This is a genomic window from Streptomyces cellostaticus (assembly GCF_001513965.1).
Classification (GTDB): domain Bacteria; phylum Actinomycetota; class Actinomycetes; order Streptomycetales; family Streptomycetaceae; genus Streptomyces; species Streptomyces cellostaticus.
This window is the reverse complement of sequence record NZ_KQ948024.1, coordinates 81,508-108,276: the sequence shown is the minus strand read 5'-3', so window position 1 is coordinate 108,276 and position 26,769 is coordinate 81,508. Positions and strand designations below refer to the sequence as shown.

Genomic DNA, 26,769 nt, shown 5'->3' with positions numbered 1-26,769 from the left:
ACGGACGACCGCGTCGCGGTGACGACCGGGATCGCACGACTGCACGCGCCGCCCGGCCGGTGGGCCGGCGACGACGTGCTGCTGTACCTCTGAGACCTCCTGCGGCTCCCGGCTGCGCACGGAAGGACAACCCCGTCGATGACCGATCGCACGACTCGCACGACTCGCACGACGCAATCCCGGGCCGAGCTGCGTGGCTTTCGGGCGGGCGACGGCCCGCAGGTGGTGGAGGTGTGGCGCCGGAGTGCACCGGCCGACCCCCTCACCCCGGACCGCTTCCGCTCCCTGGTGCTGCTCGACGCCAACTTCGATCCGGAGGGGCTTCGGGTCGCCGTCGACGGCGAGCGCGTCGTCGGCGCCGCCTACGCGGTGCGCCGGCTGACGCCGATGACCGGCACCGACCTGGAGCCGGAGCAGGGCTGGATCCCGTTCTTCTTCGTCGACCCGGCCGCCCGCGGGCGCGGCCTCGGCCGCCGGCTGCTGACCGACGCCCTCGACTGGCTGCACAGCCACGGCCGTACCCGGGTGGACTTCTCCTCGTACACCCCGAACTACGTCCTCCCCGGCCTGGACACCGAGGCGTACCCGGAGGCGGCCGGACTCCTCGAGTCCCTGGGCTTTCGCACTCGGTACGAGGCGGCGGCGATGGACCGCGGCCTGGTCGGCTACCGCCTCCCGGAGGATGTCGTGCGCCGCCGGAACGAACTGACGGCGCAGGGCTGCCGGTTCGCCACCCCGTCCGACGACGACCTGGTGGAACTCGTCGCACTCGCCGGGAACCACTTCAACCCGGACTGGGCGCGCGCGATCCGGGAGTGTCTGGCCGCGGGCACGCCGCTCGACCGGATCGTCGTCGCCCGGGACCCTTCGGGCCGCCTGGCCGGCTGGGCGATGCACGGCGCGTACGAGTCGGTGGACGAGCGGTTCGGCCCGTTCGGTGTGCTGGAGGAGATGCGCGGCACCGGACTCGGCAAGGTCCTGCTCCACCTGGTCCTGGAGCGGATGCGGGCGCGCGGCGCGCACTCCGCGTGGTTCCTGTGGACCGGCGAGCAGTCCCCGGCGGGCCACCTGTACCGCAAGGCCGGTTTCAGCACGACCCGGGTGTTCCGCGTGATGCGCCGGGAGGCCGCCCGATGACGCCGTCCCGCCGCACCCGGACACCGAATGGTGGCCTGAGCCGCCGTCACTTCGCGCTCTCGCTCCCCTCGGCGCTGCTCGCCTCCGGATGCGCCGCGCCGCACCAGGGCACCGGGCGGCCCGGAGATCCGATCGTCCTCACCCTGCTCTCCCACTACGCGAGCGGGGAGGCCAAGGCGGCCCTGCAGGGCCCGGTCGACGCGTGGAACGCCACGCACGAGCGGGTCAAGGTGCGGACGAAGGCCGTCGAGTTCACGGACCTGCTGACCACGTTCATGGTCCGGCAGGCCGCGGGCCAGGGCGCCGACATCCTCCACCCGTACTGCCTGTGGAACGGCCAGCTCGTCCAGGCCGGCGTCCTGCGGCCCGCTCCGTCCGAGCACGCCGAGGAGATCACGCGCGGCTACGGCGAGGCCGCGGTCGCCGCCTCGTCGGTGGGGGGCAAGGTCTACGGCTACCCCACCGAGGTGCAGACGTACGCCCTCTACTGCAACAGGCGGCTGCTGCGCGAGGCCGGCATCGACGGCCCTCCGCGCACCTGGCCGGAGCTGGAGGAGACGGCCCAGCGCACCGCCAGGCGGGACCGGTACGGCAACACGCTGGTCCAGGGGTTCGGGCTGTCCACCTACGACGACTCCACCACCGTCGGCCAGACCCTTGCCCTGCTCAACGCCGCCGGCGGAAGGTTCGTCTCCGCGGACGGCAGGCGCACCGCCATCGACTCGCCGGCCGGCCGGGCCGTGTTCGATCTGGAGCACCGCCTCGTCGTCAACGGTGCGAGCGCCCCCGGCGTCAACGTCTACAAGGCGTTCCCGTCCGGGCAGGTGGCCATGGTGGTCAGCGCGGGCTGGTGGACCGGGAGCCTGAAGGCCCTGATGGGCAAGGACTACCGCGATGTCGGCGTCGCGCCCGTGCCCGTCCCCGGGGCGGACGACAAGCGCGCCACGCTCTCCACCGGCTTCATGCTGGGGGTCAACGCGGCCAGTGAGTACCCGCGCGAGGCCTGGGAGTTTCTGCGCTGGCTCAACGCCGAGAAGGTGCGCGTGAAGAGCGCCGCGAAGGGCGCGACAGCGACCCGGATGAGCTCCTTGCAGGTGTCGGTCGGCTCCATGACCGGCCGCGCCGACGACATGCGGACGCTCCTCGGCAAGGGCAGCGATCCGAACCTGCGGCCGTTCCTGGACGCGCTGGCGTACGCGGTGCCGGAGCCCAACGTGCCGGGCGCGCAGCAGGCCAAGTCGCTGCTGCGCAAGAACATCGAGGCGTTGTGGACCGGTCAGCAGTCGGTCGACGATGCCTTGCGCACCACCCGCCGCCAGGTCGATCAGGAGGTGTCGCGCTCATGGTGAATACCCTGGCCCCGGTGACGACCGGGCGAGTGGCGCACGGGGCCGCCGTCGACGGCCGCAGCCGGACCCGTCGTCGCCGCCAGGCCGTCGTCGCCTACCTCTTCCTGGCGCCGGCGCTGCTGTTCTTCGCGCTCTTCCTGATCCTGCCGCTCGGCTTCGCGCTGCTGCTGTCGATGTCCCGCTGGGCCGGGTTCGACCTCGGCGACATCGATCCGGTCGGCCTGGACAACTTCACCGGCCTCTTCGCGGACGGATCGACGTTCCTGGCGCCGATCCTCACCAACACGCTGCTGTTCGCCCTGGGCACCGTGGCCCTCGCGCTGGCCGGCTCCGTGCTCGTCGCCACCTGCATCGACAAGCTGCGGTTCCAGGGGCTGTGGCGCACCCTGTACTTCCTGCCGATCGTCACGACCGTCGTCGCCGTCGGCAACGTGTGGAAGTACATGTACGAGCCGGGCGGCCTGGTCAACGGCGTCCTCAACGCCCTCGGGCTCGGCTCGGTGGCGTTCCTCCAGGACCCGGACACCGCGCTGCCCTCGGTCGTGGTCGTCCAGGCCTGGGCCTCGGTCGGCTCGGCGATCCTCATCCTGACCGCCGGGCTGAAGTCGGTTCCCGAGTCGTACTACGAGGCCGCCGCCCTCGACGGCGCCGGGCCCGTCACCGTCTTCTGGAAGATCACCCTGCCGCTGCTGCGGCCGTCCCTGCTGTTCGTGTGCATCACCCAGTTCCTCACCGGCCTGCAGTCGTTCGCGCTGATCATCGTGATGACCAAGGGCGGGCCGGGGGACGCGACCGATGTGGCCGCGCTGGAGATGTACCGGCAGGCCTTCTCGTACGGCGACTGGGGCACCGCGAGCGCCGCCGCCTTCGTGCTGTTCGTGGTGGTCCTCGGGGTCACCCTGGTGCAGTTGTGGATCTTCAGGCGCAAGGGGGAGGACGCATGATCCGCCGCCGTTTCCCGTGGCTGTCGTATCTGGTGGTCGTGACCGGCGCCGTGCTCACGGTGGTGCCGTTCCTCGACATGGTGATGACGTCCTTCAAAGGGCCCGGCGAGTCCGGCACGCTGCCGTACCGCTTCCTGCCCGAGGCGTTCGACCTGTCCAACTACCGGGCGGCGTTCGACCAGCTCGATCTGCCGGTGCTCTTCCGCAACAGCGTCATCGCCACCGCCCTGATCACCGGATCGGTGCTGCTCACCTCGTCACTCGCCGGCTACGCGCTCGCCAAACTCCGCTTCCCCGGCCGGGACTTCATCTTCCGCCTGGTGCTGTCGACCATGATGTTCCCGCCGTTCCTCTTCTTCATCCCGCACTTCCTGATCCTGGTGCACTGGCCGCTGGCGGGCGGCAACGACCTGTTCGGGCGCGGCGGCGCGGGCCTGACCGTCAGCATCGCGGCGCTCGCCATGCCGTTCCTCGTCAACGGCTTCGGGATCTTCCTGATGCGCCAGTTCATGGTCTCGATCCCGGACGAGGTCCTGGAGGCCGCGCGTATCGACGGGGCCGGCGAGTTCGCCGTGTGGTGGCGGATCGTGGTGCCGCAGACCAAGCCGGTCCTGGTGACGCTCGGGCTGCTGACCTTCGTCGACGCCTGGAACGAGTACATCTGGGCGCTGCTCGTCTCGACCGCCAACCCGGATGTGATGACCCTGCCCGTCGGCATCCAGCTCCTGCAGGACTACGTCGATCCGACCCGCACGATGCCCATCGTCATGGCCGGCCTCGTCCTGAGCATCCTGCCGGTCCTGATCCTCTTCCTGCTGCTGCAGAAGTACTACATCCGCGGCGTCATGCTCAGCGGCCTCAAGTAGGGGCGCGGGGAACCGCGCGACCGGCCCGCGCGGGCCCGCAGCCGGGTGACGGCCCGCGGTGCAGCGGCGATCCCCGGTCCGCTGATCGAGCGGACTTGTCCCTTGCTCCCGGAGTGGCACCCAAGGCCCCCCGCCCCCACCCGGCAGGGTCATGTGTTCATGCGACTGTGCACGTCCCTGTCCCTCTGCCTCGCCGCAGCCGCCGCTCTCGTGCCCGTGTCGTCGGACGTCGCTCACGCGGACGCGGCTGCTCCCGCCTGCGCCGCGTCCGCCGCGTCCGGCGGCCGTGCCTTCCCCCTGGCCACCCGCATCCGCGGCGGACCGGCCTCCTACGAGGCGGGCGGAGGCTACGGCACCTGGTACATCGACCTCACCAACACCACCCACCGGATCTGCACCGGCATCCACCCGGTCATCGTCCTCGTGGACGACAAGCGCGTCCTGAAGCCGTCCCAGACCGACCTGGACTTCTACGAGGGCCCCCGCGCCCACCCCGTCACCTTCGAGAGCACCGACGAGCAGGAGCTGGTCGGTGTGCTGGACGCACCGGGGTTCGACGGGTTCACCGTGGCGCCCGGGAAGACCGTGTCCGTCAGGGTCAGGCTCTCCGTCGCGCTGGACTCCGCCCCCGACCAGGTCACCGCCAATGCGGCCGTCGTCCAGCGCCGGGGCGACGACGGGGACTGGGTCGGGCAGTCCGATGACTACCATTTCGGGATCGGGCAGGACGAGGAGACAGCGGCGGCCACGGAGGGGACGGCGGCCCCGGAGACGGCCGAGGCAAGCCCGGCCGGCACTCCTGAGGCCACCCCCACAAGCGCCGACCCGGACGACGACACCGCCCTCGCCTTCGCCCAGGAGGCCGAGGAAGCCGGGGAACGGGCCCGGGAACTCGCCCGCACCGGCCTCGGACTCGCGCACGGTCTGCTCGCGGCCGGCTCCGCACTCCTCGCCGTCGGCGCAGGCGCGTACCTGCTGGCCCGCCGGCGCCGCTGAGGCCCGGACCGCCCTCCGACAGACAGGTCGCCATCTGCGACGATCCCTCCGTGGACTACCCGAACGACCAGGCCCCCGGCGCCCCCGTCCGCTCCGGCATCCCCGAGCACGGGCGCATCCCGAAGTACTACGCGGTGAAGGCGCGCATCGCCGCACTGCTGGAGGAGCTGGGGGAGGACAGCGTCATCCCCACCGAGCGCGATCTCGCCGAGCGCTACGACGTCGCCCGCGAAACCGTGCGGCAGGCCGTACGGGAGCTGGTGCTGGAGGGGCGCCTGAAGCGGCGCGGGCGCGGCACCGTCGTCGCCGGGCCCAAGCTGGCCCAGCCGCTCTCCCTCGCCAGCTACACCGAGGGAGTGCGCAGGCAGGGCCGTACACCCGGTCGTACGCTCGTCACCCTCGACCGCTTCCCCTGCCCGGAGCCCCTCGCCGCCGAGACCGGACTCACCCGGGGCGAACCCGTCTGGCACCTGGAGCGGGTGCTGCTCGCCGACGACGAGCGGGTCGGGCTGGAGAGCACGTACGTCGCCGTCGACCGGGTGCCGGGCCTCGACGGCGACTTCGACCCCGACTCCTCCTTCTACGCCTATCTGAAGGCCCAGGGCATCGACTTCGGCGACGCCGACGAGCGCATCGAGACCGTGCTGGCCACCCCCCGCGAGGCTCTGCTCATCGGCACCCCGCCGGCCCTGCCGATGCTGCTGATCCACCGCGTGTCCCGGGACACGGAGGGACGGCCGCTGGAGCGCGTGCGCACGCTGTACCGCGGTGACCGGTTCTCGTTCACCACGCACCTCAAAGGCTGAGAAAAGGGCCCTTTCCGCCTCCTCCCACCCTCCTTCGAATATCACGAAAAGATAACGGGTCTAGCCCAAACGTGATGGCTCGTTCACGCTCTCGTTGTCAGCCGGACCTTTCCGGTTCCCCGACCGCGAGGAGCGTTGCCGCCGTGAGAGTGACAGTCGTCGGAGCAGGCGTGGTGGGCACCATGCACGCCTGGCAAGCAGTGGCACGCGGCCATCAGGTCGTCCAGATCGAGCGGGAGGCCGAGGCGCGCGGCGCCTCGCTCCGCAACTTCGGGCAGATCTGGGTCAGCGGACGCGCCGGTGGAGAAGAGCTGGACACCGCACTGCGGGCGCGGGAGCTGTGGGAGGAGACCGGCGCGCGGGTACCCGCGCTCGGGTTCCGCGCCAACGGCTCCCTGACCCCCGTACGCGGCCCCCTCGAACTCGCCGTCGCCGAAGCCGCCGTGGCCCGTGCGGACGCCGCCGCCCGCGGCTACCGGCTGCTGACCCCGGGCGAGGCACGGGCCCTCAACCCGGCCCTGCGCGGCGAGTTCACCGCCGCCCTCCACTGCGAGCGCGACGCCGCCGTCGAGCCGCGCACCGCCCAGCTCGCGCTGCGCGCAGAGCTGCTGAAGTCCCCCGACTACACCTTCCTGCCCGGGCGCGAGGTGCGCGAGGTGGTCGGTGCCGGGGCCGTCCGGGACGACCACGGCGACGTGCACCGGGCGGACGCCGTCGTGCTGTGCACCGGTGCCTGGCTCGGCGGACTCGTCCGCGAGCTGGCCGGGCCCGACCTGCCCGTGCGCCGCGTCCGCCTCCAGATGATGCAGACCGACCCGCTGGGCGAGCCGCTCACCACCTCGGTCGCGGACGCCGACAGCTTCCGCTACTACCCGGCCTACGCCTCCCCGGCGCTGGACGAGCTCAACGCCCGCCGGCCGCAGCCGGCGACCGCCGCCGAGCACCGTATGCAACTGCTCATGGTGCAGCGCGCCGACGGCGGTCTGACCATCGGCGACACCCACGAGTACGAGCACCCTTTCGCCTTCGACACCGTCGAGGAGCCGTACGAGCACCTGGCCGGGGTCGTCGAGTCCCTGCTCGGCCGGCCGCTGCCGCGCATCCGGCGCCGCTGGGCCGGGGTGTACGCGCAGTGCACCGACCCGGGCCGGGTGGTGCACCGGCAGCAGGTGAGCGACGGGGTGTGGCTGGTCACCGGGCCCGGCGGGCGCGGCATGACCTGCTCGCCGGCGATAGCCGAAACCACCGCGAACGAACTGGGCTGGTGAGAGAGTTGACCACCGACATCCGCGACATCCGTCTCGTCGTCCTCGACATGGCCGGCACCACCGTCGCCGACGGCGGCCTGGTCGAGCGCGCCTTCGAGGCGGCCGCAGCCGAGCTGGGCGTGGAGCCCGGCTCCCCGGACCACGCCGAAAAACTCGACTACGTCCGCGCCACCATGGGCGAGTCCAAGATCTCCGTCTTCCGGCACCTGTTCGGGGCCGAGGAGCTCGCCCAGCGCGCCAACACCGCCTTCGAGAGGGCGTACGGCGACCTTGTCGACGCGGGCCTGATCGCCCCGGTTCCCGGCGCCCGCGAGGCCATCGAGGAACTGGCCGGCAGCGGCCGTACCGTCGTCCTGACCACCGGATTCGCCCGCGTCACCCAGGACGCCGTCCTGGCCGCCCTCGGCTGGCGGGACCTCGTACCGCTCACCCTGTGCCCGGCCGACGCGGGCGGGCGCGGGCGCCCCTTCCCGGACATGGTGCTCGAGGCCTTCGTCCGTACGAAGGCCGCCGAGGACGTACGGCAGGTCGCCGTCGTCGGCGACACCTCCTACGACGTGCTCAGCGGCGTACGCGCCGGAGCGGGCCTTGTCGCGGGCGTCCGCACCGGCGCCCACGCCGACGACGCGTTCCGCGCGGCCGGCGCCACCCACGTCCTCGACTCCGTCGCCCAGCTGCCCGCGCTGCTCACGGGAGCCCGGTGAGATGGGCATCCGCTTCGACTCCGTCACGGTCGCCTACGACGGCAACGTCGTTCTCGACTCCCTCGACCTGACCGTCGAGCCCGGCGAGGTCATGGCGCTCCTCGGGCCGTCCGGATCCGGCAAGACCACTGCGCTGCGGGCGGTCGCCGGGTTCGTCCGGCCCGCCTCCGGGCGGGTGTTCCTGGCCGAGAAGGACGTGACGGACCTGCCGCCCCACCGGCGGGGCATCGGGATGGTCGTCCAGCAGTACGCCCTCTTCCCGCACCTGCGGGTGGACGAGAACGTGGCCTTCGGACTGAAGGCCCGCAAGGCCCCCAAGGGCGAGATACGGGGGCGGGTCGCCGAGGCGCTGGAGATGACCGGCATGGCCGCCTACGCCCGCCGCTTCCCACGGGAGCTGTCCGGCGGGCAGCAGCAGCGCGTCGCCATCGCCCGCGCCCTCGCCATCCGGCCCGAGGTGCTGCTCCTGGACGAGCCGCTGTCCGCGCTGGACGCCCGGCTGCGGTCCGGGATGCTGACCGAACTCGCCCGGCTGCACCGGGAGTTGCCGGGGGTGTCGATGCTGTACGTCACCCACGACCAGGTCGAGGCGCTGACCTTGGCGGACCGGATCGCGGTGATGGACAAGGCCCGCCTGCAAGCCTGCGGTACGCCGAGGGAGCTGTACCGCTCCCCGGCCGACGAGTTCACCGCTTCCTTCGTGGGCGGCGCGAACCTGGTGCCGGTGACCGTCGGGGCCGGGGGCGTCTCCTTTGCGGGGACCGAGCTGAAGGTCGCCACCGAAGGGGTGGCCGTGGGGGCACGGGCCACGCTGTGCGTACGGCCGCACGTCGTCGGGCTGGGCCAGGGCCCCAACCAACTCGTCGGTGTCGTACGGGAGATCCAGTGGCGCGGGGCCACGCATCGGCTGTACGTCGAGGTCGACGGGCACACGGTCATGGCTGACCTGCGTGAACTGAAGGACCCGCCGGCCCACGGGGACTTGGTGAGCCTGCACTTCGCGCCTGACGACGCGGTGCTGCTGGCCGCAGGAGCCGGCCATGGCTGAGGCCGTTCGCAAACCGCGGGTTGTTCGTGGCTGGCCGCGCAGTTCCCCGCGCCCCTTTGGGGCGCGGCTGCTGTGGGTGTTGCCTCCAGTGGCCCTCCTCGCCCTCTTCTTCCTCTACCCCCTCGCCCTCGTCGTCCAGCAGTCCTTCCGGCCCGACAGCGGCGGCACCTCGCTCCAGCCGTACGCCGACGTCTTCGCCTCCGAAGCCTTCCGGCACGCGCTGTGGACCACCGTGTGGCTGGCGCTGGCCTCCACCGGCGGCTGTCTGGTCCTCGGGTTCCTGCTGGCGCTGGTCATCGCGTTCGTGCCGCTTCCCGGGGCGAAGGGGGTGGCACGGTTCATCGACGTGTACCTGTCCTTCCCGTCCTTCCTCATCACGCTGGCGCTGCTGTTCATCTACGGCACCACGGGCATCATCGGGTCCTTCCAGTTCCTGACCACCCCCTGGGGCGTGCTGCTGGCCGAGGTCACCTACTTCACGCCGTTCGTGATGCGGCCGCTGCTCGCCGCCTTCTCCCAGCTCGACACCGCACAGCTGGAGGCGGCCAGTTCGCTCGGTGCCCGCGCGCCCCGCATCGTGCGGCAGGTGATCCTGCCGGAGGCGCTGCCCGCGCTCGCGGCCGGCGGCAGCCTCGTCCTGGTGCTGTGCCTCAACGAGTTCGGGATCGTGCTGTTCACCGGCGCGAAAGGGGTCACGACCCTGCCGATGCTCGTCTACAGCAAGGCGATCCTGGAGTCCGACTATCCGGGCGCGTGCGTGGTCGCCGTCGTCAACGTCCTGATCTCCGTGGGGCTGTACGGCCTCTACCGGGTGGTGAGCCGTCGTGCTGGTGCATAGCCGCAGGGCCAAGTGGGCGGTGTGGGCGGTGTTCCTCGTCCTCTTCCTGCCCCTGTTCGCCCTGCCCCTCCTCGTCGTCCTCGGCGCCTCCTTCGCCACCCACTGGTCCGGCGTCCTGCCCTCGGGCCTGACCACCGGCCACTACCGTGCCGCCACCCGCGGCGAGGCCCTCCAGGCCCTGACCACCAGCCTGGTCACTGCCGTCACCGCGAGCCTGCTCGCCCTTGCCACCGGCACCTGGGCCGCGCTGGCCGGGGCGGCCCTGAAGAAGCGCCATCGCCGCCTGCTCGACGCGCTGTTCGTGCTGCCCGTCGCCGTGCCGTCGGTGGTGGTCGGACTGTCGGTCCTGGTGGCCTTCTCCAAGCCGCCGATGCTGCTCAACGGCACCCGGTGGATCGTGATCCTCGCCCACACCGTGCTGGTCACCGCCTTCGCCCACCAGTCCGTGTCGGCGGCCATCACCCGCCTCGACCCGGCCTACGAGCAGGCCGCCGCCTCCCTCGGCGCCCGGCCCGCGTACGTCCTGTGGCGGGTGCGGCTGCCGCTCCTGCTGCCCTCGCTCACCGCCGCCGCCGGCCTCTGCTTCGCCCTGTCCATGGGCGAGCTGAGCGCCACGATGATGCTCTACCCGCCCGACTGGACCCCGCTCCCCGTCCTGATCTACGCGGCCACCGACCGCGGCGCCCTCTTCGCGGGCTCCGCCATCGCGGTGGTCCTGATGGCGGCGACCCTGCTCGTCCTGTTCGCCGTCTCCCGCGTCCGCACCCGGGCCTCGTACCGCTGAGTCCTCAACTCGCCTTCATCTGCAAGGAGTTCGCCTCGCCATGCCCAGAAACAGCGTCACGCTCACCGTAGCCCTCGCCCTGCTCGCCACCCCGCTGCTGTCCGCCTGCGGCGGTTCCTCCGCCGCCTCCGACGCGAAGGTCGTCACCGTCTACAGCGCCGACGGCCTCAAGGGCGAGGACGGCGACGGCTGGTACGACAAGGTCTTCGCGGACTTCGAGAAGCAGACCGGGATCAAGGTCAAGTACGTCGAGGGCGGCTCCGGCGAGATGGTGCAGCGCGCCGTCCGCGAGAAGAACAACCCGCAGGCCGACGTGCTGGTCACCCTCCCGCCGTTCATCCAGCAGGCCGACGGCAAGGGCCTGCTCCAGAAGTACGCGCCCAAGGACTCCGAGCAGGTCAGCGGCGCCGACAAGGCCGTCGACGGCACCTGGACCTCCGTCGTCAACAACTACTTCGGCTTCGTCTACGACAAGAAGGAGCTGAAGCAGGCCCCCGCCACCTGGCAGGAACTGCTCGACGGCAAGTACAAGAACAAGCTCCAGTACTCCACCCCCGGTGTCGCCGGCGACGGAACCGCCGTACTGATCAAGGCGATCCACGACTTCGGCGGCAAGGACGCGGCCCTCGCCTACCTGAAGAAGCTCCAGGCCAACAACGTCGGCCCGTCCGCCTCCACCGGCAAGCTCGCCCCCAAGGTCGACAAGGGCGAACTGCTCGTCGCCAACGGCGATGTGCAGATGAACTACGCCCAGTCCAAGACCATGCCCAACCTCGGCATCTGGTTCCCGGCCGGGAAGGACGGCAAGCCCACCACCTTCGCCCTGCCCTACGCGGCCGGACTCGTCACCAAGGCCCCGCACAGCGAGAACGGCAGGAAGCTCCTCGACTTCCTGCTCGGCCAGAAGGCCCAGCAGGAGGTCAGCGAGATCGGCGGCGGCTTCAGCGCCCGCCAGGACGTGAAGGCCACCGACGCCAACGCCATCGCGCTCACCCGGCTGATGGACGGCGTGGACATCTTCGCGCCGGACTGGAACGACATCGACAAGAACCTCACGACCTACGTCGAGGACTGGAAGTCCGCCACCGGCAGCTGACCACCCCCCTGGACCTGTACCGCCCCTGGCTCCACCGGGGGCGTTGCCATGCCCGCAACACGCGCTCACCCGTTTCCTACGGAGGTCTCCGTGTCGTACCGCATGTCACGCCGCACGTTCCTCGTCTCCGCCGCCGCGGTCGCCGTATCGGCCGGCCCGCTCGCCGTCGTCGCCCGCGCCGCCGCCAGGACCCCCAAGGTCCTGGTCATCGGCCTGGACGGCTGCCTGCTCAGCCGTATCAAGGACGCCGACGCCCCGAATCTCGACGCCCTGATGGCCGCGGGGCTCACCGCGCCCAGCAGCATCTACGCCAACCCGCTCGCGCCCACCCTGTCCGGCCCCGGCTGGTCCACGATCATCACCGGCGTCTGGCCGGACAAGCACAACGTCAAGGACAACACCTTCAGCGGGGCGAAGTTCGCCCAGTACCCCGACTTCCTGACCCGGGCCGAGACGGCGAAGCCGTCGCTGAACACGTACGCCGTCTCCTCCTGGGCACCGATCACCGACACCGTCTTCTCCCCGAACGTCGACACCCGCGTCTCCACCCCGAGCGCCGAGTACGACACCGGCACCACCTCCCGCGCCCTCGCCCAGCTGCGGGACGGCAATCCGGACGTGGTCTTCGTCCAGCTCGACAACATCGACCACGCAGGACACAGCTACGGCGCCGCCTCCCAGCAGTACCTGGACGCCATCCACACCGCCGACGCCCAGGCCGGCCAGTTGGTCAACGCCGTCAAGTCCCGCCCCGGCTACGCCGACGAGGACTGGCTGATCATGGTCACCGCCGACCACGGGCACACCGACCCCGGCGGCCACGGCGGCTCCACCCTCCAGGAACGCCAGACCTTCCTGATCGCCACCGGGCCCACCCTGGCGGCCGGTTCGGTCCGCAACGACGTGAAGATGCCGGACGTCGCCGCCTCCGCGCTCGCCCACCTCGGCATCGCGCTCGACCCCGCCTGGGACCTGGACGGCCGCCCCGTCCAGCAGCCCGCCCCCGACGACTTCGACGCCCTGCGCGGCCGGTTGCAGTCCCGCGTCGACGAGACCGGCATCCCGGCGGGCATCCTCGGCTTCACCCACACCCCGCCCGCCGGCTGGTCCGTCGACAACTCGGCGATGGGCGGCGGCGGGGTCACCGAATGGCGCGGCTGGTCCTTCACCACGGACGAGTTCTGGACCCAGACCCAGCGCGACCAGAACCGCGAGTGCAACATCCGCGCCCGGAACGTCTTCGCCGTCGCAGACGGCGACGAGTGGAGCGACAAGACCCTCACCGGCAGCTTCGACTCCACCCTCGTCAGCCCCGCCCACCCGGTCACCGGCGGCCGCGGCGCCACCCTCACCTACACCACCTACTACCGGCAGGAGTCCCCGCAAAAGGGCGAGGTCCTCGTCTCCTACGACGGCGCCGCCCCCGTCCCGGTGCGCACCTACACCGCCGACGTCCCCTCCCGCACCGAGACCGTCACCCTCCAGGTCCCGGCCGGGGCGACCACGGTCCGGGTCCGCTTCCGTTACACCGGAGGAAACAACTGGTACTGGGTGATCGACGGAGTACGGATCAGTCAGTGATCAGTCGGTGATCAGCCCGTCCTGACCAGGGTCAGGATCAGGCCACCCTGATTAGGCTGGGGGCGTCGGTACGCCGTGGTTCCGGCGCCCCCGCTTCTTGACCGTACGCACGCCAGGAGACGCAAGCACATGGCAGACCGCAAGCCCATCGAGTCGTGGCTCACCGACATGGACGGCGTCCTCATCCACGAGGGGGTCCCGATCCCCGGCGCCGACGCCTTCCTGAAGAAGCTCCGCGACTCCGGGCGCCCCTTCCTGGTGCTCACCAACAACTCCATCTACACCGCCCGTGACCTGCACGCCCGGCTGCGCCGGATGGGCCTGGACGTGCCGGTGGAGAACATCTGGACCTCCGCGCTGGCCACCGCCCAGTTCCTGGACGACCAGCGGCCCGGCGGCAGCGCCTACGTCATCGGCGAGGCCGGACTGACCACCGCGCTGCACGACATCGGCTACATCCTCACCGACCACGAGCCCGACTTCGTGATCCTCGGCGAGACCCGGACGTACTCCTTCGAGGCCCTGACCAAGGCCGTGCGCCTGATCAACGACGGCGCCCGGTTCATCGCCACCAACCCCGACAACGTCGGCCCGTCCACCGAGGGCGACCTGCCCGCCACCGGCTCGGTCGCAGCCCTGATCACCGCCGCCACCGGCAAGAAGCCGTACTTCGTCGGCAAGCCCAACCCGCTCATGATGCGCGCCGGGCTCAACGCGATCGGCGCCCACTCGGAGACCTCCGCGATGATCGGCGACCGCATGGACACCGACGTCCTGGCGGGCCTGGAGGCCGGGATGCGCACCTTCCTGGTGCTGACCGGCGTCACCCAGCCCGACGACATCGACCGCTACCCCTTCCGCCCCTCCCAGGTCGTCGACTCCATCGCGGACCTGGTCGACCGCGTCTGACCAGGAACTTCCCAACCCCGTACCACCCATATGGAGCAATCGCGCGCCTCCCGAGGATGCGGAGGCGCGCCCTACGGGGGAGCCTCCCAGTATCTGGAGGTTCACGATGGGCTCACTACGCCTCACTCTCTGCACGGGACTCCTGGCCGTCACCGCCCTCGCCCCGGTGGCCCACACGGCCGACGACAGCCACGGAGTCTCCGTGACCCCTGCCTCCCCGGCCCCGGGCACCGATGTGGCCCTTCGGGTGCGCGGCTGCACCGGATCCCAGGGCACCGCCGTCTCGTCCGCCTTCGTCTCCGGCGCACGGCTGACCGGCGCCCAGGGCGCCCTGTCCGGCGAGACCCGCGTCCGCTCCACGCTCGCGCCGGGCGCCTACGACGTGAAGGTCACCTGCGCCGGCTCCGTGCTCACCGGCACGGTCACCGTGGTCGGCAAAGGCGCGGGGCAGTCCGGCCGGACCGACCTGTTCAACCAGTTCACCCAGCCCAGCGTGCCCCCCTCTCCCGTCGCCCCGGTCCAGGCGGGCGGAGGGGGCACCGCGCACTTCGCCACGGTGGCCGGCAGCGGCTCCGGCCCCGGCACGGTCCAGGCGGTGACCGGCCTGGCTCTGGCCGGGACCGCAGCGGCCGCCGTCGGGCTGCTCAGGGCCCGCCGGAGCCGCGGCACGGACTGAGAGTGCGCACCCATGTCCGACGAGCAGGGGCGCACCACCGGCACCGGACGCCTGGTCACCGGCCTGGCCTGGGTCCTCCTGCTGCTCGGGCTGTGGCTGTGGGGCCGCAGCGTGACCGGCGTACCGCAGAACCCGGCCGGACCCGCCACCGGCGACGTGGCCGGGCTCGACCCGCAGGTCCGGCTGCCTCCCGCGGCCAAGCCGCTCGGATCCGCCCTCCCGCAGCGCATCGACATCCCCGCACTGGGCGTGCAGGCGCCCGTGGTGGCCCGCGGGCTGGACAGCCGGGGCGCCGTCGACCCGCCGCCGTTCGACCAGCCCGGCGTGGTCGGCTGGTACCGCTCCGGAACGACGCCCGGCGCGGCGGGGACCGCGCTGATGGTGGGACACGTCGACACCGCGACCCGGCCCGCCGTCTTCTACAAGCTCAGCTCCCTGCAGCCCGGCGAGACGGTCCGGGTGGTCCGTGCGGACGGCAGGGTCGCCGGCTTCACCGTCGACGACATCCGCGTCCTGGCCCGCGACGACTTCGACGCCCGGCAGGCCTACGGCCCCCGCAAGCCGGGCCGCGCCGAACTCCGCCTGATCACCTGTGGCGGCGCCTTCGACCGCACGAGCCACAGCTACACGGCCAACGTGGTGGTCTCCGCATACCTCACCGGCACCGGCCCGTGAGCGCCCGTGCGACCTCGTGACCGGCACGGCCGGTATGCCACGATGGGCATTCGGAACAATGCGCCCAGGGGGGAATCGCATGTACGACAGCAGGAGGCCCCGGCCTTCGGCACGGGCGTCCGCGGCGGTACTGGGGGCGGCACTGCTGCTCGCCGGGTGCTCCTCCGGCGGGGACAAGGCTGATCCGGGGGCCACGATCACCCAGCAGCCCAAGGCCACCGACCCGTTCTGGGTGAACCCGGACGGCAACGCGGCCCGCCAGGTCGCCGCCTACGAGAAGGCCGGCAAGAAGACCGAGGCCGAGCAGATCCGCAGGATCGCCGAGCAGCCGACGGGGGAGTGGATCGGCCCGGAGAACCCCGAGCAGGAGGCCCGCGGCTTCACCGAGGCCGCCGAGAAGTCCGACCGCACGGCCCTGCTCGTCCTCTACAACATCCCGCACCGCGACTGCGGCCAGTACTCACAGGGCGGCGCCGCCGACGGCAACGCCTACCGCGCCTGGATCGAAGGCGTCGCCCAGGGCATCGGCGACCGCGCCGCCACCGTCATCCTCGAACCGGACGCCGTACTCCACCTCGTCGACGGCTGCACCCCGGGCCAGTTCCGCGAGGAGCGCTACGACCTCCTCAAGGGTGCCGTCGCCAAGCTCAAGTCCCTGAAGAACACCAAGGTCTACCTGGACGCCGGCAACGCGGGCTGGGGCCACCCCGACCAGATCTTCCAGCCCCTCCAGCAGGCCGGCATCGACCAGGCCGACGGCTTCTCCGTGAACGTCGCCAACTTCTACTCCACCAAGGACTCCATCGCCTACGGCAAACAGCTCTCGGCAAAGGTGGGCGACAAACACTTCGTCATCGACACCAGCCGCAACGGCAACGGCCCGTACGCGAACGGCAATCCCTCCGAGCGCTGGTGCAACCCGCCCGGCCGCTCCCTGGGAGAAACCCCGACGACAAAGACGGCAGACCCATCGGTGGACTCCTACCTGTGGGTCAAGCGCCCGGGCGAATCGGACGGCACCTGCAAGGGCGGCCCGAAGGCAGGCCAATGGTGGCCGACTTACGCTTTGCAGCTGGCGCGAGCGACAACTCCCTGAGGGGCGCGGGGAACTGCGCGACAAGCCACAGCGCTCCCGCACCCGAAGAACCACCCGCGGGAGCGCTACGGCACCTTCACCCACTGCGCTTTGCTCGGCGTCCCCTGACCATCATCCACAAACAGCATGTACCACCCCGACTGCACCAGATTCCGATCCGTAGGCACCGTCACCGTCACCTTGTCGCCCGACGTCTTGAAATCCAACGCGACAGACCGCTGATCCACGTCCGTCACATGCGTAGACGCACTGGGCCGAATCAACCGCACCTTCTTGATGCGTGAAGCATGCTGCGAGGTGAACGTCCCGGAAGCCCCCCGCGCAATCGTCTGCGGACCACCACTGAGCGTCGGCCGAGCCCCCCCTCGGTAGAGATACGGCGGCGTGTAGATCTCGATCCGCTGCTCGAACTTCCCCGGCTTGGTGTTCGCCGCGTCCGCATAGAGCGAGTCGGACCCGAAGAACATCACCCGCCCGTCCGGCAGCAGAAGCGAGCCGGAGTGGTAGTTCCGCCCGACCAGCGGGTCGGCGACCTGGGTGAAGCTGTTGCTGTCGGGGTGGTACAGCCGGGCCTGCAGGATGTTGGAGGCGCCGCGCCCCCGGTAGTCCTCCGAGCCGCCCGACACCAGCACGGTGTCGTCGGGCAGGATCGAGGACTGCGGATACCGGGTGCCCTTCTCCAGCTCGGGCCCGTCGACAAAGCGCGGGTTCTTCGCCTTCAGGTCGATGAGCCGCGTCTTCTTGCTGGACAGCTTCGACTCGCCGACCCCGCCCCCGCCGACCACCATGAACTTCTCGTCCTGGGCCGGGGGCAGCAGCACGGTCCCGGACGTCTCCATCATGTTGGGGTCACCGAGCCCGGGCAGCTTGGTGAACTTGTTGGTGCCGACGTCCCAGATGCCGGGCTCACGGCCGACGTTGTCCGGTCCGTACCCCGCATTGGACCCCGAGTAGAAGATCTTCCCGTTCTGCATCAGGAACAGCGCCGGATACGTCGGGAACTGCCGGAGCGTCTTCGTGTACGTCCACTTCTTGGTCTTGGGGTCGAAGATCTCGTTCTTCCCCGGCACCAGCTGACCGATGTCGTCAAGACCGGAAACGCTGAGGATCTTGCCGTCCGACAGGGTCGTGAGCGTCGGGTACCAGCGGGCCTCGTTCATCGGGTCGACCTTGATGTACCGCTCGGCGACCGGATCGAACTCGTAGGCGTCACGGATGCCCTGGAAGTCCTTCTTGTCGAGGGCGAGCTTCTGCGCGATGCCGTACGTGTTGCGTGCGTCGGCGCCGGTCAGGCCCTGCACCCGGTAGTTGTCCTGGGTGCCGGTCTCGTACTTGGAGCCGCTCTGCTTCGCCTCGACGTAGATACGGCCGAGCCCCGGGTCGTTGCGCACGAACGCGCCGGTCTTCGGGTCGAAGACCTTCTTCGCGCGCGGCACGAGCACCGGGTCCTTCGACACGAAGGTCTTGCCGTTCTCCTTGCCGGTGAACGCGGTGCCCGCGGGCAGCGTGATCGGCTTGTCCGGGTTCTCGTTGTGCACGACCATCAGGCCGCCGGCCTTGGTGACGTCACCCTTGAGCTTCTCGTACCGCCTGGTCCCGCCCGCGATCAGCAGGTTGCCGTTGGCCAGCTGGGTGTGGCCGGTGCAGAACAGGTCGGCCGGGGTCGGCACCTTCTTGATCGTGCCCTTGACCGGGTCCCAGATGCGGGTGTCGAACTTCTTGGCGTTGAAGTTGTCCTGGTTGTTGCCCGAGCCCGCGACCAGCAGCACCTTGCCGGTGTGCAGCAGCGCCGCGTGGATGGTGTCCTGGCGGTACTCCTTGGGGAACTCGATGATGTCCCAGTGGCCGTTCGCGGCCTTGTACCCGGGCTTGTTGATCTTGTACTGGTGGTACTGCTCGGTTCCGAAGCGGTAGAGCCACGGCCCGTTCATCCCGGCCAGCGCGAGTACCACCGCCGTGCCTATCGCGAGTCGACGAGCACGGCGGCGGCCGGCCTGGTCCTTCATTCCTTACGTCCCCCAAGTCCACCGAGCGCGATCTGCATGTTCTGGTCGTTGTCCCCCGCCGGTCCCCCGCCCGGCCCGTCGGGCGAGGCAGCCCAGGTGGGCCGCTGCTGACGGGCGTGCGGTGCGGGCGGGGTCTGCGGCGCGTGGGCCGCGTACCCTGCGGGCACCGCGTCCTGCGGCTCCGCCACCGCCGGTGCGGCCGCGGCCGTACCCGCCGCCTGCCGGGGCTTCTTCTTCTCCTGCCGCAGCGCGTACCGCCAGGCGAAGATCGGCGAGGCGGTGATCAGCAGGGCGAACACCGCCCAGGTGATCATCGCCGGGTGGGAGTGCCCGAACACGAAGCCGGCGGTGAGTGAGCCGGCGAAGACCAGGATGAAGAACCAGTGGATCCGGAACGTCCCGAACAGCGTGTCGGGGCTGGCCGATTCGCCCTTCGGGGTCACCACGAACTTGCTCTTGCGGCGCAGCACGGCGTCCATCAGCGAGCGGGCGTAGATCGGCGCGGAGAGGGCCGACATCATCATGCCGGCGACGCCGCCCGAGCCCTCCGGCTCGTGCGGGGAGACGTTGTGCCGCCGGTTCCAGATGTAGAGGCCGATCTGGAGCGCGGAGGCGTTGCCGTACAGCATCAGCCACACGGTCGGGTCGATGTTCACACCCGAGGCGCCCAGGCCCAGGAACAGGGCGCAACTCAGCGCCGCGAGGATCCAGTTGAGGGCGGACATCGGGTAGAAGATGATCATCATCGTGTAGTTGAAGAGCTTGCCGGGCGGCAGTGTGAAGAAGCCCTTCCAGTACTGCTTGAGGATCGTCTCGTACGTGCCCCGGGACCAGCGCAGCTGCTGGGTGAAGAAGTCGGTCCAGGCGTTCGGGCCCTCACCGACGGCGAGGACGTCCGGGGTGTAGACGGACTTCCACTTCCGGCCCGTCGCCGGGTTCTTGGCGCGGTGCATCTCGAACCCGGTGGCCATGTCCTCGGTGATCGAGTCGTACAGGCCGCCGATCTGCTTGATGGCGCTGATGCGCACGGCGTTGGACGTGCCGACGAACATCGGGGCGCCGTACCGGTTGCCGGCGCGCTGGATCAGCGCGTGGAAGAGGAACTGCTGCGACTCGGCGGCCTTGGTGATCGGGTTGTCGTAGTTGCCGTACACCTGCGGGCCGATGACGAAGCCGACGTCCGGGTCGCGGAAGAAACCGAGCATCCGCTCCAGGTAGTTGGGCAGCGGGACGTGGTCGGTGTCGACGGAGGCGAAGTAGTCGTACTGGCCGCCGTGCGCCTCCAGCCAGGCGTTGTAGTTGCCGTGTTTCGTCTTGGCGCGGTGCGGGCCCTTGGGCTGGTTCCACTGGGCGACGCCCTTGCGGGAGAAGTGGTGGACGCCGAGCCGGGCGCAGACCTCCTTGACGGCCGGGTCGTCGCCCTCGTCCAGCAGCCACACGTGCAGCAGGCCCCGGTGGCGCAGCTTGACCGCCGCCTCCAGGGTCTTCGTCACCATCTCCAGCGGCTCCTTGCCGGGCACGAAGGAGGTGAGGAAGGCGACGCGGGTGCCGGTCTCGGGCACGACCGGTATGGGGTCGCGGGCGACGAGGGTGGCGTGCGCGTTCGACAGCACGTTCATGCAGCGGAAGAACTCGATCAGACCGATCGAGACGAGCATGACGATGTCCAGCGCCGGCAGGAAGTCGTAGGCCGGGTAGTCGCGTTCGGTCCAGTGTTCGGGCTGGAGCAGCCAGAACAGCAGGACCAGGGAGAGCAGCGGGGCCGCGCCCAGCATGAGCGCGGCGCGTATGCGGTGCGGCTCCTGCGAGAGCAGGGAGCGGTACTGCACCTTGTACGGCTTGGTCGGGTCGGGCTGGGTGAGGGGACCGGCGAGCCGGCTGTAGTGCTCGTAGTCGTATCTCGGCAGGGTCTTCTTTATCCGGCGGAACTGGCCGGTCCGGTGCGTAACCGCACGGAGTTGAGCGGTCTGTGACGGGTCGTTGTGCTGTTCTTGGCTCTGCCGGGCGCCCGTCGGCGTCGACGTCATGAGTCATTCCCCCCACACGCAGGTCACTGCGTGTTCGTCGGTTCTTCCGCCCGGTCGGGGTCCCCTCGGCCGTCACAGGCGGTTCGGTGGTGAGGCACAGTCACCACGTCATGCACACCCTATAGACACGGGACCGCGACCTTCCGGTTGCATGATGCCCCCCTCGGCACCGGTTCATGAACGGGGCCCCCTCCCCGTCGGCCAGCAACCGCTTTCCCCCCAACTGCCGCGAATCCGCGGCATCGTGAACAACCAGGGTTCTACGGCGCTCAGCATGATCGCAAGACGCGAAACGCCGTGTTTACCGGTCAAACCCGTTCATTGTGGCGCGGGTGGTGCTCGGGAGGCTCGGGCGTGCCGGTGAGGGAGAGGCGGGCACGGATGTTGCCGAAGTGGTCTCTTATGGCCTCCTCCGCCCGTATGGAATCGCCGGAGCGGACCGCGTCCAGGATCTCCCGGTGCTGGCGGCAGGTGACCCGCGGGTCCTGCGGTACGTCCACCAGATCGCGCTGGACCCGGTGGAAGGCGTCCCAGAACGCCTCCAGCACCTCGCTCAGCAGGGCGTTGTCCAGCCCCCGGTAGAGGGTGGCGTGAAACGCCCGGTCCGTTTCGGCGAGGCCGCGTCCCTCGGCGGCCTCCCGTTCCATACGGTTCACGAGGGCGTCCAGTTCAACGAGGTCGGCCTGGGGCAGTCGCCCGGCCAGCCGCGAGACCAGTCCCGTCTCGACCGCCTCGCGCAGTTCCAGCAACTGGAGCAGGGAGTCCTCGCCCCGGTAGTGCCCGGCGACCGTGCGGAAGGCGAGGCCCTCGCTCATCGGGGCGAGCGACATCGGGCCGACGTAGGTCCCGAACCCGTGCCGGATCTCCACGATCCCCATCGCCTGCAGCGCCTTCAGGGCCTCCCGGACCGAGTTCCGGCTCGCCCCGAGGAACTCCATCAGCTCAGGCTCGGTCGGCAGCGGGGCGCCCGAGCGCAGCCGGCGGTCGATGATGAGCTTCTTGATCCGCTCCTGAAGGTCCCGGGCTGCCATGGCCAGAGGGTATCCGGCCAAACGACGATCAGGCCCCTCATTCGCATGAGAGGCCTGATCGGTCGGTGCGCCGCCAGGGACTCGAACCCCGGACCCGCTGATTAAGAGTCAGCTGCTCTAACCAACTGAGCTAGCGGCGCCTGCTGACAAGAGAACTCTACCCGACCTCGAGGGGTGCTCCCGACCACCTCGAGCGCCCCCGGGGAGGGGGGCGTAGGGGCTGTACATCATTCGGACCGTCAACATGCGCGTCCGGAGCACAGTTGTGAAACTGATCAACGTGCACACTCGCGGACATTTCCACCCCGAATGTGAGGCAGATCGCATGACCACTCCGGTGTTCGAGGACGTCGACCCCGTGAGCGGCTGTGACTGCCCCGGCTGCGTCCACGGGCGGCGGGCGGGCCCCGGCCCGCTGCCCGCCCGCTTCGGCGTCCATCCGGCGGCCCGGGGGGTCGTGGTCGTGGCCGCCGCATCCGCCGCCCTCGGCGTGGCTCCCGCGGCCGCTGCCCCCGCCTCCCCCCACTCCCCGCCCGGGCCCGGCAACCCGGCCAGGGACGACGGGCCCGCCACCCCGCAGGGCAAAGAGGCCCCGCTGTACGGCCTGGCCGGCAAGCCGGCGGCGCCCGCGGCCGCCCCGGTTCCCGCCGCCACCCGGACCGACATCATCATCCGGGCCAAGCTCTGGGTCGCCGCGCGGGTGCCGTACAACATGCGCAGGTTCTGGTCCGACGGGTACCGGCAGGACTGCTCGGGCTTCGTGTCCATGGCCTGGGGCCTGCCCGGCAACGAGTGGACGGGCAGCCTCGGCCGGTACGGGGTGAAGATCACCAAGGAGGATCTGCAGCCCGGCGACGTCCTGCTCTTCCACAACGCGAACAACCCCGCGGGCGGCTCCCACGTCGTGATCTTCGGCGGCTGGACGGACTACACGCACGCCTCCTACATGGCCTACGAACAGACACCCGCGCACGCCCGCCGCCAGGCCACCCCGTACCCCTACTGGAACCACGCCGACAAGTACGTCCCCTACCGCTACAAGGGCGTGACCGCAGCCACCGCGGGCACGCAGCCGGCGACCGACAGCAAGGCGCCGCGGCCCGCCGGGCCGCCCCGGACGCCCGCCTCGCACGGTGTGCCGGGCTATCCCGGCCGGAACCTCTTCCGCCCGGGCGAGGAGAACGAGTACGTCACCGAGCTGGGGAGACGGCTTGTGAAGAAAGGATTCGGCAACTTCTACGCCACCGGGCCCGGTCCGCGCTGGGGCGAAGCGGACCGGCGGGCCGTGGAGGCCTTCCAGCGCAGCCAGGGCTGGCGGGGCGGCGCGGCGGACGGCTACCCGGGCCCGGAGACCTGGCGCCGCCTGTTCGCGTAGGCGCGCCCACTCCCACTGTCGGCACCACTGCCATGACGCATCTGGCGCGGAGGCTGGAGGCACGCATGAGTACGACCACGTCACACACGCCCGAGTCCGAGGAGCATCCCGAGGGTCCGGCGGGCCCGGCGGCCACGGTGGGCCCGGGGCCCGCGGGAGGTGCGGGCGCCATGGCGGGCCCAGGGGGTACGGCCACCCGTCCGGCCCGGCTGATCCAGAACGAGGTGACCACCGAGATCCCCGTCCACCTGCTCTTCCGCGACGACCCCGAGCCGGTGTCGGTGCCGCTGAAGCCCGCCGTGGTGGGCCGCCGGCAGGGCACCGGCGAACAGCCGCGCCTCACGCGCCCGGCCCCGGCCCGCAGCCGGGCGGTGCCGCAGGTCGACCCGGAGCTGGTGGAGCGGCCGGCGCGGGTGCTGCCCGGCATGGCCGGGGTGCTGGCGGGGGCGGCCGGCCTCGCGGGCTGCCTGGTCACCTCGTGGTGGGCGGGCGTGCTGCCGCCGCTCGTGGTGGAGTCGCTGCGCCTGCCGGCGTCCACGAGTGCGAGTCTCGGGCCCGCGCAGTGGGCGGCGTACGCCGGAGCCGGGGCGCTGGGCCTGACCGGCTTCGGCGGTCTGGCCCGGGGGCGTGCCGGGCAGGCCCGGCTGCTCGGGCTGTTCGGCCGCTACCGGGGGACGGTCCGGCGCACCGGCCTGCTGTGGGTGAACCCGCTGCTGCGGCGGCGCCGGGTCGACGTACGGCTGCGGCACTGGCGCAGCGAGGCGATGCCGGCGGCGGATGCGAACGGGGTGCCGCTGCGGGTGGTGCTGCTGGCGGTGTGGCGGGTGCGGGACACCGCGCGGGCCGTGCTCGACATCGACGACCACGAGACGTATCTGCGGGAGTGTGTGGAGGCGGCGCTGGCCCGGGTTCCGGTGGAGCTGCCGGGCGGGACGCGGGGCGGGGTGGCGGCGGCGGGGGAGACGCTGACCCGGCTGGTGGCGGCGGACGCGGGGCCGATCGGCCTGGAGGTGTTCTCGGTGCAGCCGGTCCGGGTGGAGTACGCCCCCGACGTCGCGGCCGCGATGCACCGGCGCCGGATCGCCGCGCTGGACGCCCGGCAGCGCTCCAGCATGCTCAACTCGGTCGTGGACTCGGTGGAGGACACGGTGACCCGGCTGACCATGCGCGGTCTTGTCGAACTGGACGACTACGAGCGCAAGGTGCTGGTCCGGGACCTGACGGTGGCGTTCTGCTCGGGGCGCGGGGAGCCGGTGTGAGGGTCCCGGTGGGGGGCTCGTGAAGGAGCCCGTGACGGAGCTCGTGATTGGTATGGACATGTTCAACTAACGGCAATAGCCTGACACTTGGTCTAGACCTAGTGCCACAACGTGGCGCGGCACAGCTCAGCTCAGTGAACCTCCCCCACGTTCTCCAGGAGCGGCAGCATGCGCACGAAGACCAAGTTGTCCGCAGCCGTGCTGGGCGTGGCGACCGCCGGAGCCTTCGCGCTCTCCACCGGCGGCGCCAGCGGGCACGGCTACACCGACCTCCCCATCAGCAGGCAGAAGCTCTGCCAGAACGGCACCGTGGCGAACTGCGGCGACATCCAGTGGGAGCCGCAGAGCGTCGAGGGCCCCAAGGGCTTCCCGGCCGCCGGACCCGCCGACGGCCAGCTCTGCAACGGCGGCCTGAGCCGCTTCGCCGAGCTCAGCTCGCCCACCACGCCGTCCGGCGCGGCCTGGCCGACCACCAGGGTGAACGGCGGTCAGTCGTACACGTTCCGCTGGCAGTTCACCGCCATGCACGCCACGACGGACTTCAAGTACTACGTCACCAGGCAGGGCTGGAACCAGAACCACGCCCTCTCCCGCTCCGACCTCAACCTCACCCCGTTCCTGACGGTGCCGTACAACGGCCAGCGTCCGCCGGCCACCCTCAGTCACAGCGGCACCCTGCCGTCGGGCCTGAGCGGTCACCACGTCATCCTCGCGGTGTGGACGATCGCCGACACGGGCAACGCGTTCTACGCCTGTTCGGACGTCGCGTTCTGAGCCCCTCTTGAGCAAATCCGGCCCCCGGTGGGGGTACGTTCCCGCCACGTCGATCATTCGAGGCGGCGTACCGACCACCGGGGGACCCCATGGAAGCCTTTTTCTACATCGTGCCCGCGATCATGATCGCGATCGTGCTGTTCGCCGCGTGCAACGTGCTGGGCCGCTCCCATGAGATCAGCAGGGCCTGGGAGAGCGGGCTCACGGCCGAGGCGCGCTGCCTGAACGCGTACACCACGACCAGCGGTGGCGGGCAGACCTCGGTCAGTACGACGCTGCACCACGTCTACGAGTTCACCACGCGCGAGGGCCGTGCCGTCCGGTTCGAGGAGCAGAACGGCCCCTCCACCATCGTCCAGGGCGACATCGTCACCGTGCACTACGCGGCCGACCGCCCGGAGAAGGCCACCGCCAAGCCCCCGGCGCCCGGGAAGCTCGCGGCCGGCACGGGCTGCCTGCTGGCGTTCTTCGCCGTCTTCGCCGCCGGCTGCATCGCCTTCATGATCGGCGTCCACACGGCCTTCTCGATGACGGACGACTTCATGCCGTAGCCCTCCACATCTGACGATCCGTCAATTATCGTGCGCCCCCATGGAGGAGTCCAGGGAGTTCGGGGAGTCCGGGAGGCGCACGGTCGCCGAGTTGGTGGCGGCGCGGTGGGGTGACCACCGGCCGGGGCTGTGGTGCGAGGGGCGGGTGCTGACCCAGCACGAGGTCGCGGCCGGGGCGGCGGCCCGCGCGGCGCTGCTGGCCGACCTGCTGCCACCCGGCGCCGAACCGCACGTCGGTGTCCTGCTCGACAACACCCCGGAGTTCCCGCTGTGGCTGGCCGCGGCCGCCCTGGCCCGGGCCGCGGTCGCCGGGATCAACCCCACCCGTCGGGGCCCCGAGCTGGTCCGTGACATCCTGCACACCGAGTGCCCGCTGCTGATCACGCAGACCGCACACCTGCCGCTGCTGGCCGGCCCGGACCTGCCCGGCGTACGGCTCCTGGTCACCGACACCCCGGAGTACGAGGACCTCCTCGCCCCGTACGCCGGTGCCGTACCCGACCCCTCCCGGGCCACCCCGGCCGACCGGATCCTGCTCTGCTTCACCTCCGGCTCCACCGGCGCCCCCAAGGCGGCGCTCTGCTCCCAGGGCCGGCTGGCCGCCGCCGGGCACTCGCTCGTCGAGCAGTTCGGGGTGGGCGCGGACGACGTCCACTACATCTGCATGCCGATGTTCCACGGCAACGCGGTGATCGCGGACTGGGCGCCGGCGCTGGCCGCCGGGGCGGGGGTGGCGCTGCGGCGGCGGTTCTCGGCGTCCGGGTTCCTGGCGGACGTGCGCCGGTACCGGGCGACGTACTTCACCTATGTCGGCCGGGCCATTCAGTACATCCTCGCCACCGAGGCGCGGCCCGACGACCGGGACAACCCCCTGCGGACGGGCTTCGGGACGGAGGCCGGCGCCGTGGACGCGGCGGCCTTCGAGCGGCGGTTCGGGGTGCGGCTGGTGGAGGGCTACGGATCGTCCGAGGGC

General features: G+C 71.0%; 25 protein-coding genes and 1 tRNA gene. 22 read left to right on the top strand and 4 right to left on the bottom strand.

The features are described 5' to 3' along the window. Window positions 1-138 precede the first annotated feature (138 nt). The 17 genes from AQI88_RS20460 (at window position 139) to AQI88_RS20380 (ending at window position 16,773) form a co-directional block, all read left to right on the top strand. Entirely contained in the window at window positions 139-1,137 is a 999-nt protein-coding gene (locus AQI88_RS20460) for a GNAT family N-acetyltransferase (RefSeq protein WP_079057687.1), read from the top strand. Beyond that, entirely contained in the window at window positions 1,134-2,486 is a 1,353-nt protein-coding gene (locus AQI88_RS20455) for an ABC transporter substrate-binding protein (RefSeq protein ID WP_208615843.1), read from the top strand. Before AQI88_RS20460 ends, AQI88_RS20455 begins: the two co-directional genes overlap by 4 nt. Continuing rightward, window positions 2,480-3,430, top strand: a complete 951-nt coding sequence (locus AQI88_RS20450) for a carbohydrate ABC transporter permease (protein WP_067001233.1) — start codon at window positions 2,480-2,482, stop codon at window positions 3,428-3,430. Before AQI88_RS20455 ends, AQI88_RS20450 begins: the two co-directional genes overlap by 7 nt. Next, the gene (locus tag AQI88_RS20445) at window positions 3,427-4,296 is read left to right on the top strand and encodes a carbohydrate ABC transporter permease (RefSeq protein ID WP_067001230.1); all 870 of its coding nucleotides are present in this window, start codon (window positions 3,427-3,429) and stop codon (window positions 4,294-4,296) included. Before AQI88_RS20450 ends, AQI88_RS20445 begins: the two co-directional genes overlap by 4 nt. A 153-nt stretch (window positions 4,297-4,449) precedes the next feature. Further along, a complete protein-coding gene (locus tag AQI88_RS20440; RefSeq protein ID WP_067001228.1) occupies window positions 4,450-5,292 on the top strand; it encodes a hypothetical protein in 843 nt (280 codons plus the stop codon). Between the two features lie 50 nt (window positions 5,293-5,342). Then, window positions 5,343-6,098 (top strand): GntR family transcriptional regulator, encoded by a 756-nt coding sequence (locus tag AQI88_RS20435; protein WP_067001225.1) that lies wholly within the window; start codon window positions 5,343-5,345, stop codon window positions 6,096-6,098. A gap of 143 nt (window positions 6,099-6,241) precedes the next feature. After that, entirely contained in the window at window positions 6,242-7,366 is a 1,125-nt protein-coding gene (locus tag AQI88_RS20430; RefSeq protein ID WP_067001214.1) for a TIGR03364 family FAD-dependent oxidoreductase, read from the top strand. Between the two features lie 5 nt (window positions 7,367-7,371). Next, window positions 7,372-8,070 carry an HAD family hydrolase gene (locus AQI88_RS20425; protein ID WP_079057686.1) on the top strand — a complete coding sequence of 233 codons (699 nt, stop codon included), beginning with the start codon at window positions 7,372-7,374 and terminating at the stop codon, window positions 8,068-8,070. A gap of 1 nt (window position 8,071) precedes the next feature. Next, on the top strand, window positions 8,072-9,118 hold the full coding sequence (locus AQI88_RS20420) for an ABC transporter ATP-binding protein (RefSeq protein WP_067001205.1): 1,047 nt from the start codon (window positions 8,072-8,074) through the stop codon (window positions 9,116-9,118). Continuing rightward, the gene (locus AQI88_RS20415; RefSeq protein WP_079057685.1) at window positions 9,111-9,956 is read left to right on the top strand and encodes a 2-aminoethylphosphonate ABC transporter permease subunit; all 846 of its coding nucleotides are present in this window, start codon (window positions 9,111-9,113) and stop codon (window positions 9,954-9,956) included. Before AQI88_RS20420 ends, AQI88_RS20415 begins: the two co-directional genes overlap by 8 nt. After that, window positions 9,943-10,740 carry an ABC transporter permease gene (locus AQI88_RS20410; RefSeq protein ID WP_208615842.1) on the top strand — a complete coding sequence of 266 codons (798 nt, stop codon included), beginning with the start codon at window positions 9,943-9,945 and terminating at the stop codon, window positions 10,738-10,740. The genes AQI88_RS20415 and AQI88_RS20410 overlap by 14 nt, the downstream gene beginning before the upstream one ends. A gap of 40 nt (window positions 10,741-10,780) precedes the next feature. Then, a complete protein-coding gene (locus AQI88_RS20405; RefSeq protein WP_067001199.1) occupies window positions 10,781-11,836 on the top strand; it encodes a 2-aminoethylphosphonate ABC transporter substrate-binding protein in 1,056 nt (351 codons plus the stop codon). A 102-nt stretch (window positions 11,837-11,938) separates the two neighbouring features. Then, complete coding sequence (locus tag AQI88_RS20400) at window positions 11,939-13,417, top strand: alkaline phosphatase family protein (protein ID WP_079057707.1); 1,479 nt, start codon at window positions 11,939-11,941, stop codon at window positions 13,415-13,417. A gap of 129 nt (window positions 13,418-13,546) precedes the next feature. Next, window positions 13,547-14,326: an HAD-IIA family hydrolase gene (locus tag AQI88_RS20395; RefSeq protein WP_067001197.1), complete on the top strand. Its 780-nt coding sequence runs from the start codon at window positions 13,547-13,549 to the stop codon at window positions 14,324-14,326. 106 nt (window positions 14,327-14,432) lie between these two features. Beyond that, entirely contained in the window at window positions 14,433-15,002 is a 570-nt protein-coding gene (locus AQI88_RS20390) for a hypothetical protein (protein ID WP_067001195.1), read from the top strand. A 12-nt stretch (window positions 15,003-15,014) separates the two neighbouring features. Next, on the top strand, window positions 15,015-15,677 hold the full coding sequence (locus AQI88_RS20385) for a class F sortase (protein ID WP_067001183.1): 663 nt from the start codon (window positions 15,015-15,017) through the stop codon (window positions 15,675-15,677). A 79-nt stretch (window positions 15,678-15,756) separates the two neighbouring features. Beyond that, window positions 15,757-16,773, top strand: a complete 1,017-nt coding sequence (locus AQI88_RS20380; protein WP_067001181.1) for a glycoside hydrolase family 6 protein — start codon at window positions 15,757-15,759, stop codon at window positions 16,771-16,773. Window positions 16,774-16,838: 65 nt separating this feature from the next. On the opposite strand, the gene glxA is transcribed toward AQI88_RS20380, so the two are convergent. The 4 genes from glxA to AQI88_RS20360 all read right to left on the bottom strand — a co-directional run bounded on the left by glxA (window position 16,839) and on the right by AQI88_RS20360 (window position 21,977). Beyond that, window positions 16,839-18,779 (bottom strand): radical copper oxidase GlxA, encoded by a 1,941-nt coding sequence (gene glxA / locus AQI88_RS20375; protein WP_067001178.1) that lies wholly within the window; start codon window positions 18,777-18,779, stop codon window positions 16,839-16,841. Beyond that, window positions 18,776-20,806 (bottom strand): glycosyltransferase family 2 protein, encoded by a 2,031-nt coding sequence (locus AQI88_RS20370; protein ID WP_067001175.1) that lies wholly within the window; start codon window positions 20,804-20,806, stop codon window positions 18,776-18,778. Before AQI88_RS20370 ends, glxA begins: the two co-directional genes overlap by 4 nt. 308 nt (window positions 20,807-21,114) lie before the next feature. Beyond that, the gene (locus AQI88_RS20365) at window positions 21,115-21,837 is read right to left on the bottom strand and encodes a FadR/GntR family transcriptional regulator (RefSeq protein WP_067001169.1); all 723 of its coding nucleotides are present in this window, start codon (window positions 21,835-21,837) and stop codon (window positions 21,115-21,117) included. 66 nt (window positions 21,838-21,903) lie between these two features. Beyond that, window positions 21,904-21,977: transfer RNA gene (locus tag AQI88_RS20360), tRNA-Lys, on the bottom strand. Window positions 21,978-22,162: 185 nt separating this feature from the next. On the opposite strand from AQI88_RS20360, the gene AQI88_RS20355 reads away from it, so the two are divergent. The 5 genes from AQI88_RS20355 to AQI88_RS20335 form a co-directional block, all read left to right on the top strand. Further along, entirely contained in the window at window positions 22,163-23,212 is a 1,050-nt protein-coding gene (locus tag AQI88_RS20355; protein WP_067001168.1) for a peptidoglycan-binding protein, read from the top strand. Between the two features lie 65 nt (window positions 23,213-23,277). Then, window positions 23,278-24,471, top strand: a complete 1,194-nt coding sequence (locus AQI88_RS20350) for an SPFH domain-containing protein (protein ID WP_067001167.1) — start codon at window positions 23,278-23,280, stop codon at window positions 24,469-24,471. Window positions 24,472-24,639: 168 nt separating this feature from the next. Next, entirely contained in the window at window positions 24,640-25,245 is a 606-nt protein-coding gene (locus AQI88_RS20345) for a lytic polysaccharide monooxygenase auxiliary activity family 9 protein (protein ID WP_067001166.1), read from the top strand. A gap of 89 nt (window positions 25,246-25,334) precedes the next feature. Beyond that, on the top strand, window positions 25,335-25,796 hold the full coding sequence (locus AQI88_RS20340; protein ID WP_067001165.1) for a DUF3592 domain-containing protein: 462 nt from the start codon (window positions 25,335-25,337) through the stop codon (window positions 25,794-25,796). A gap of 40 nt (window positions 25,797-25,836) precedes the next feature. Next, on the top strand, window positions 25,837-26,769 hold a 933-nt coding region (locus AQI88_RS20335; RefSeq protein ID WP_159050367.1), incomplete at its 3' end, for an AMP-binding protein.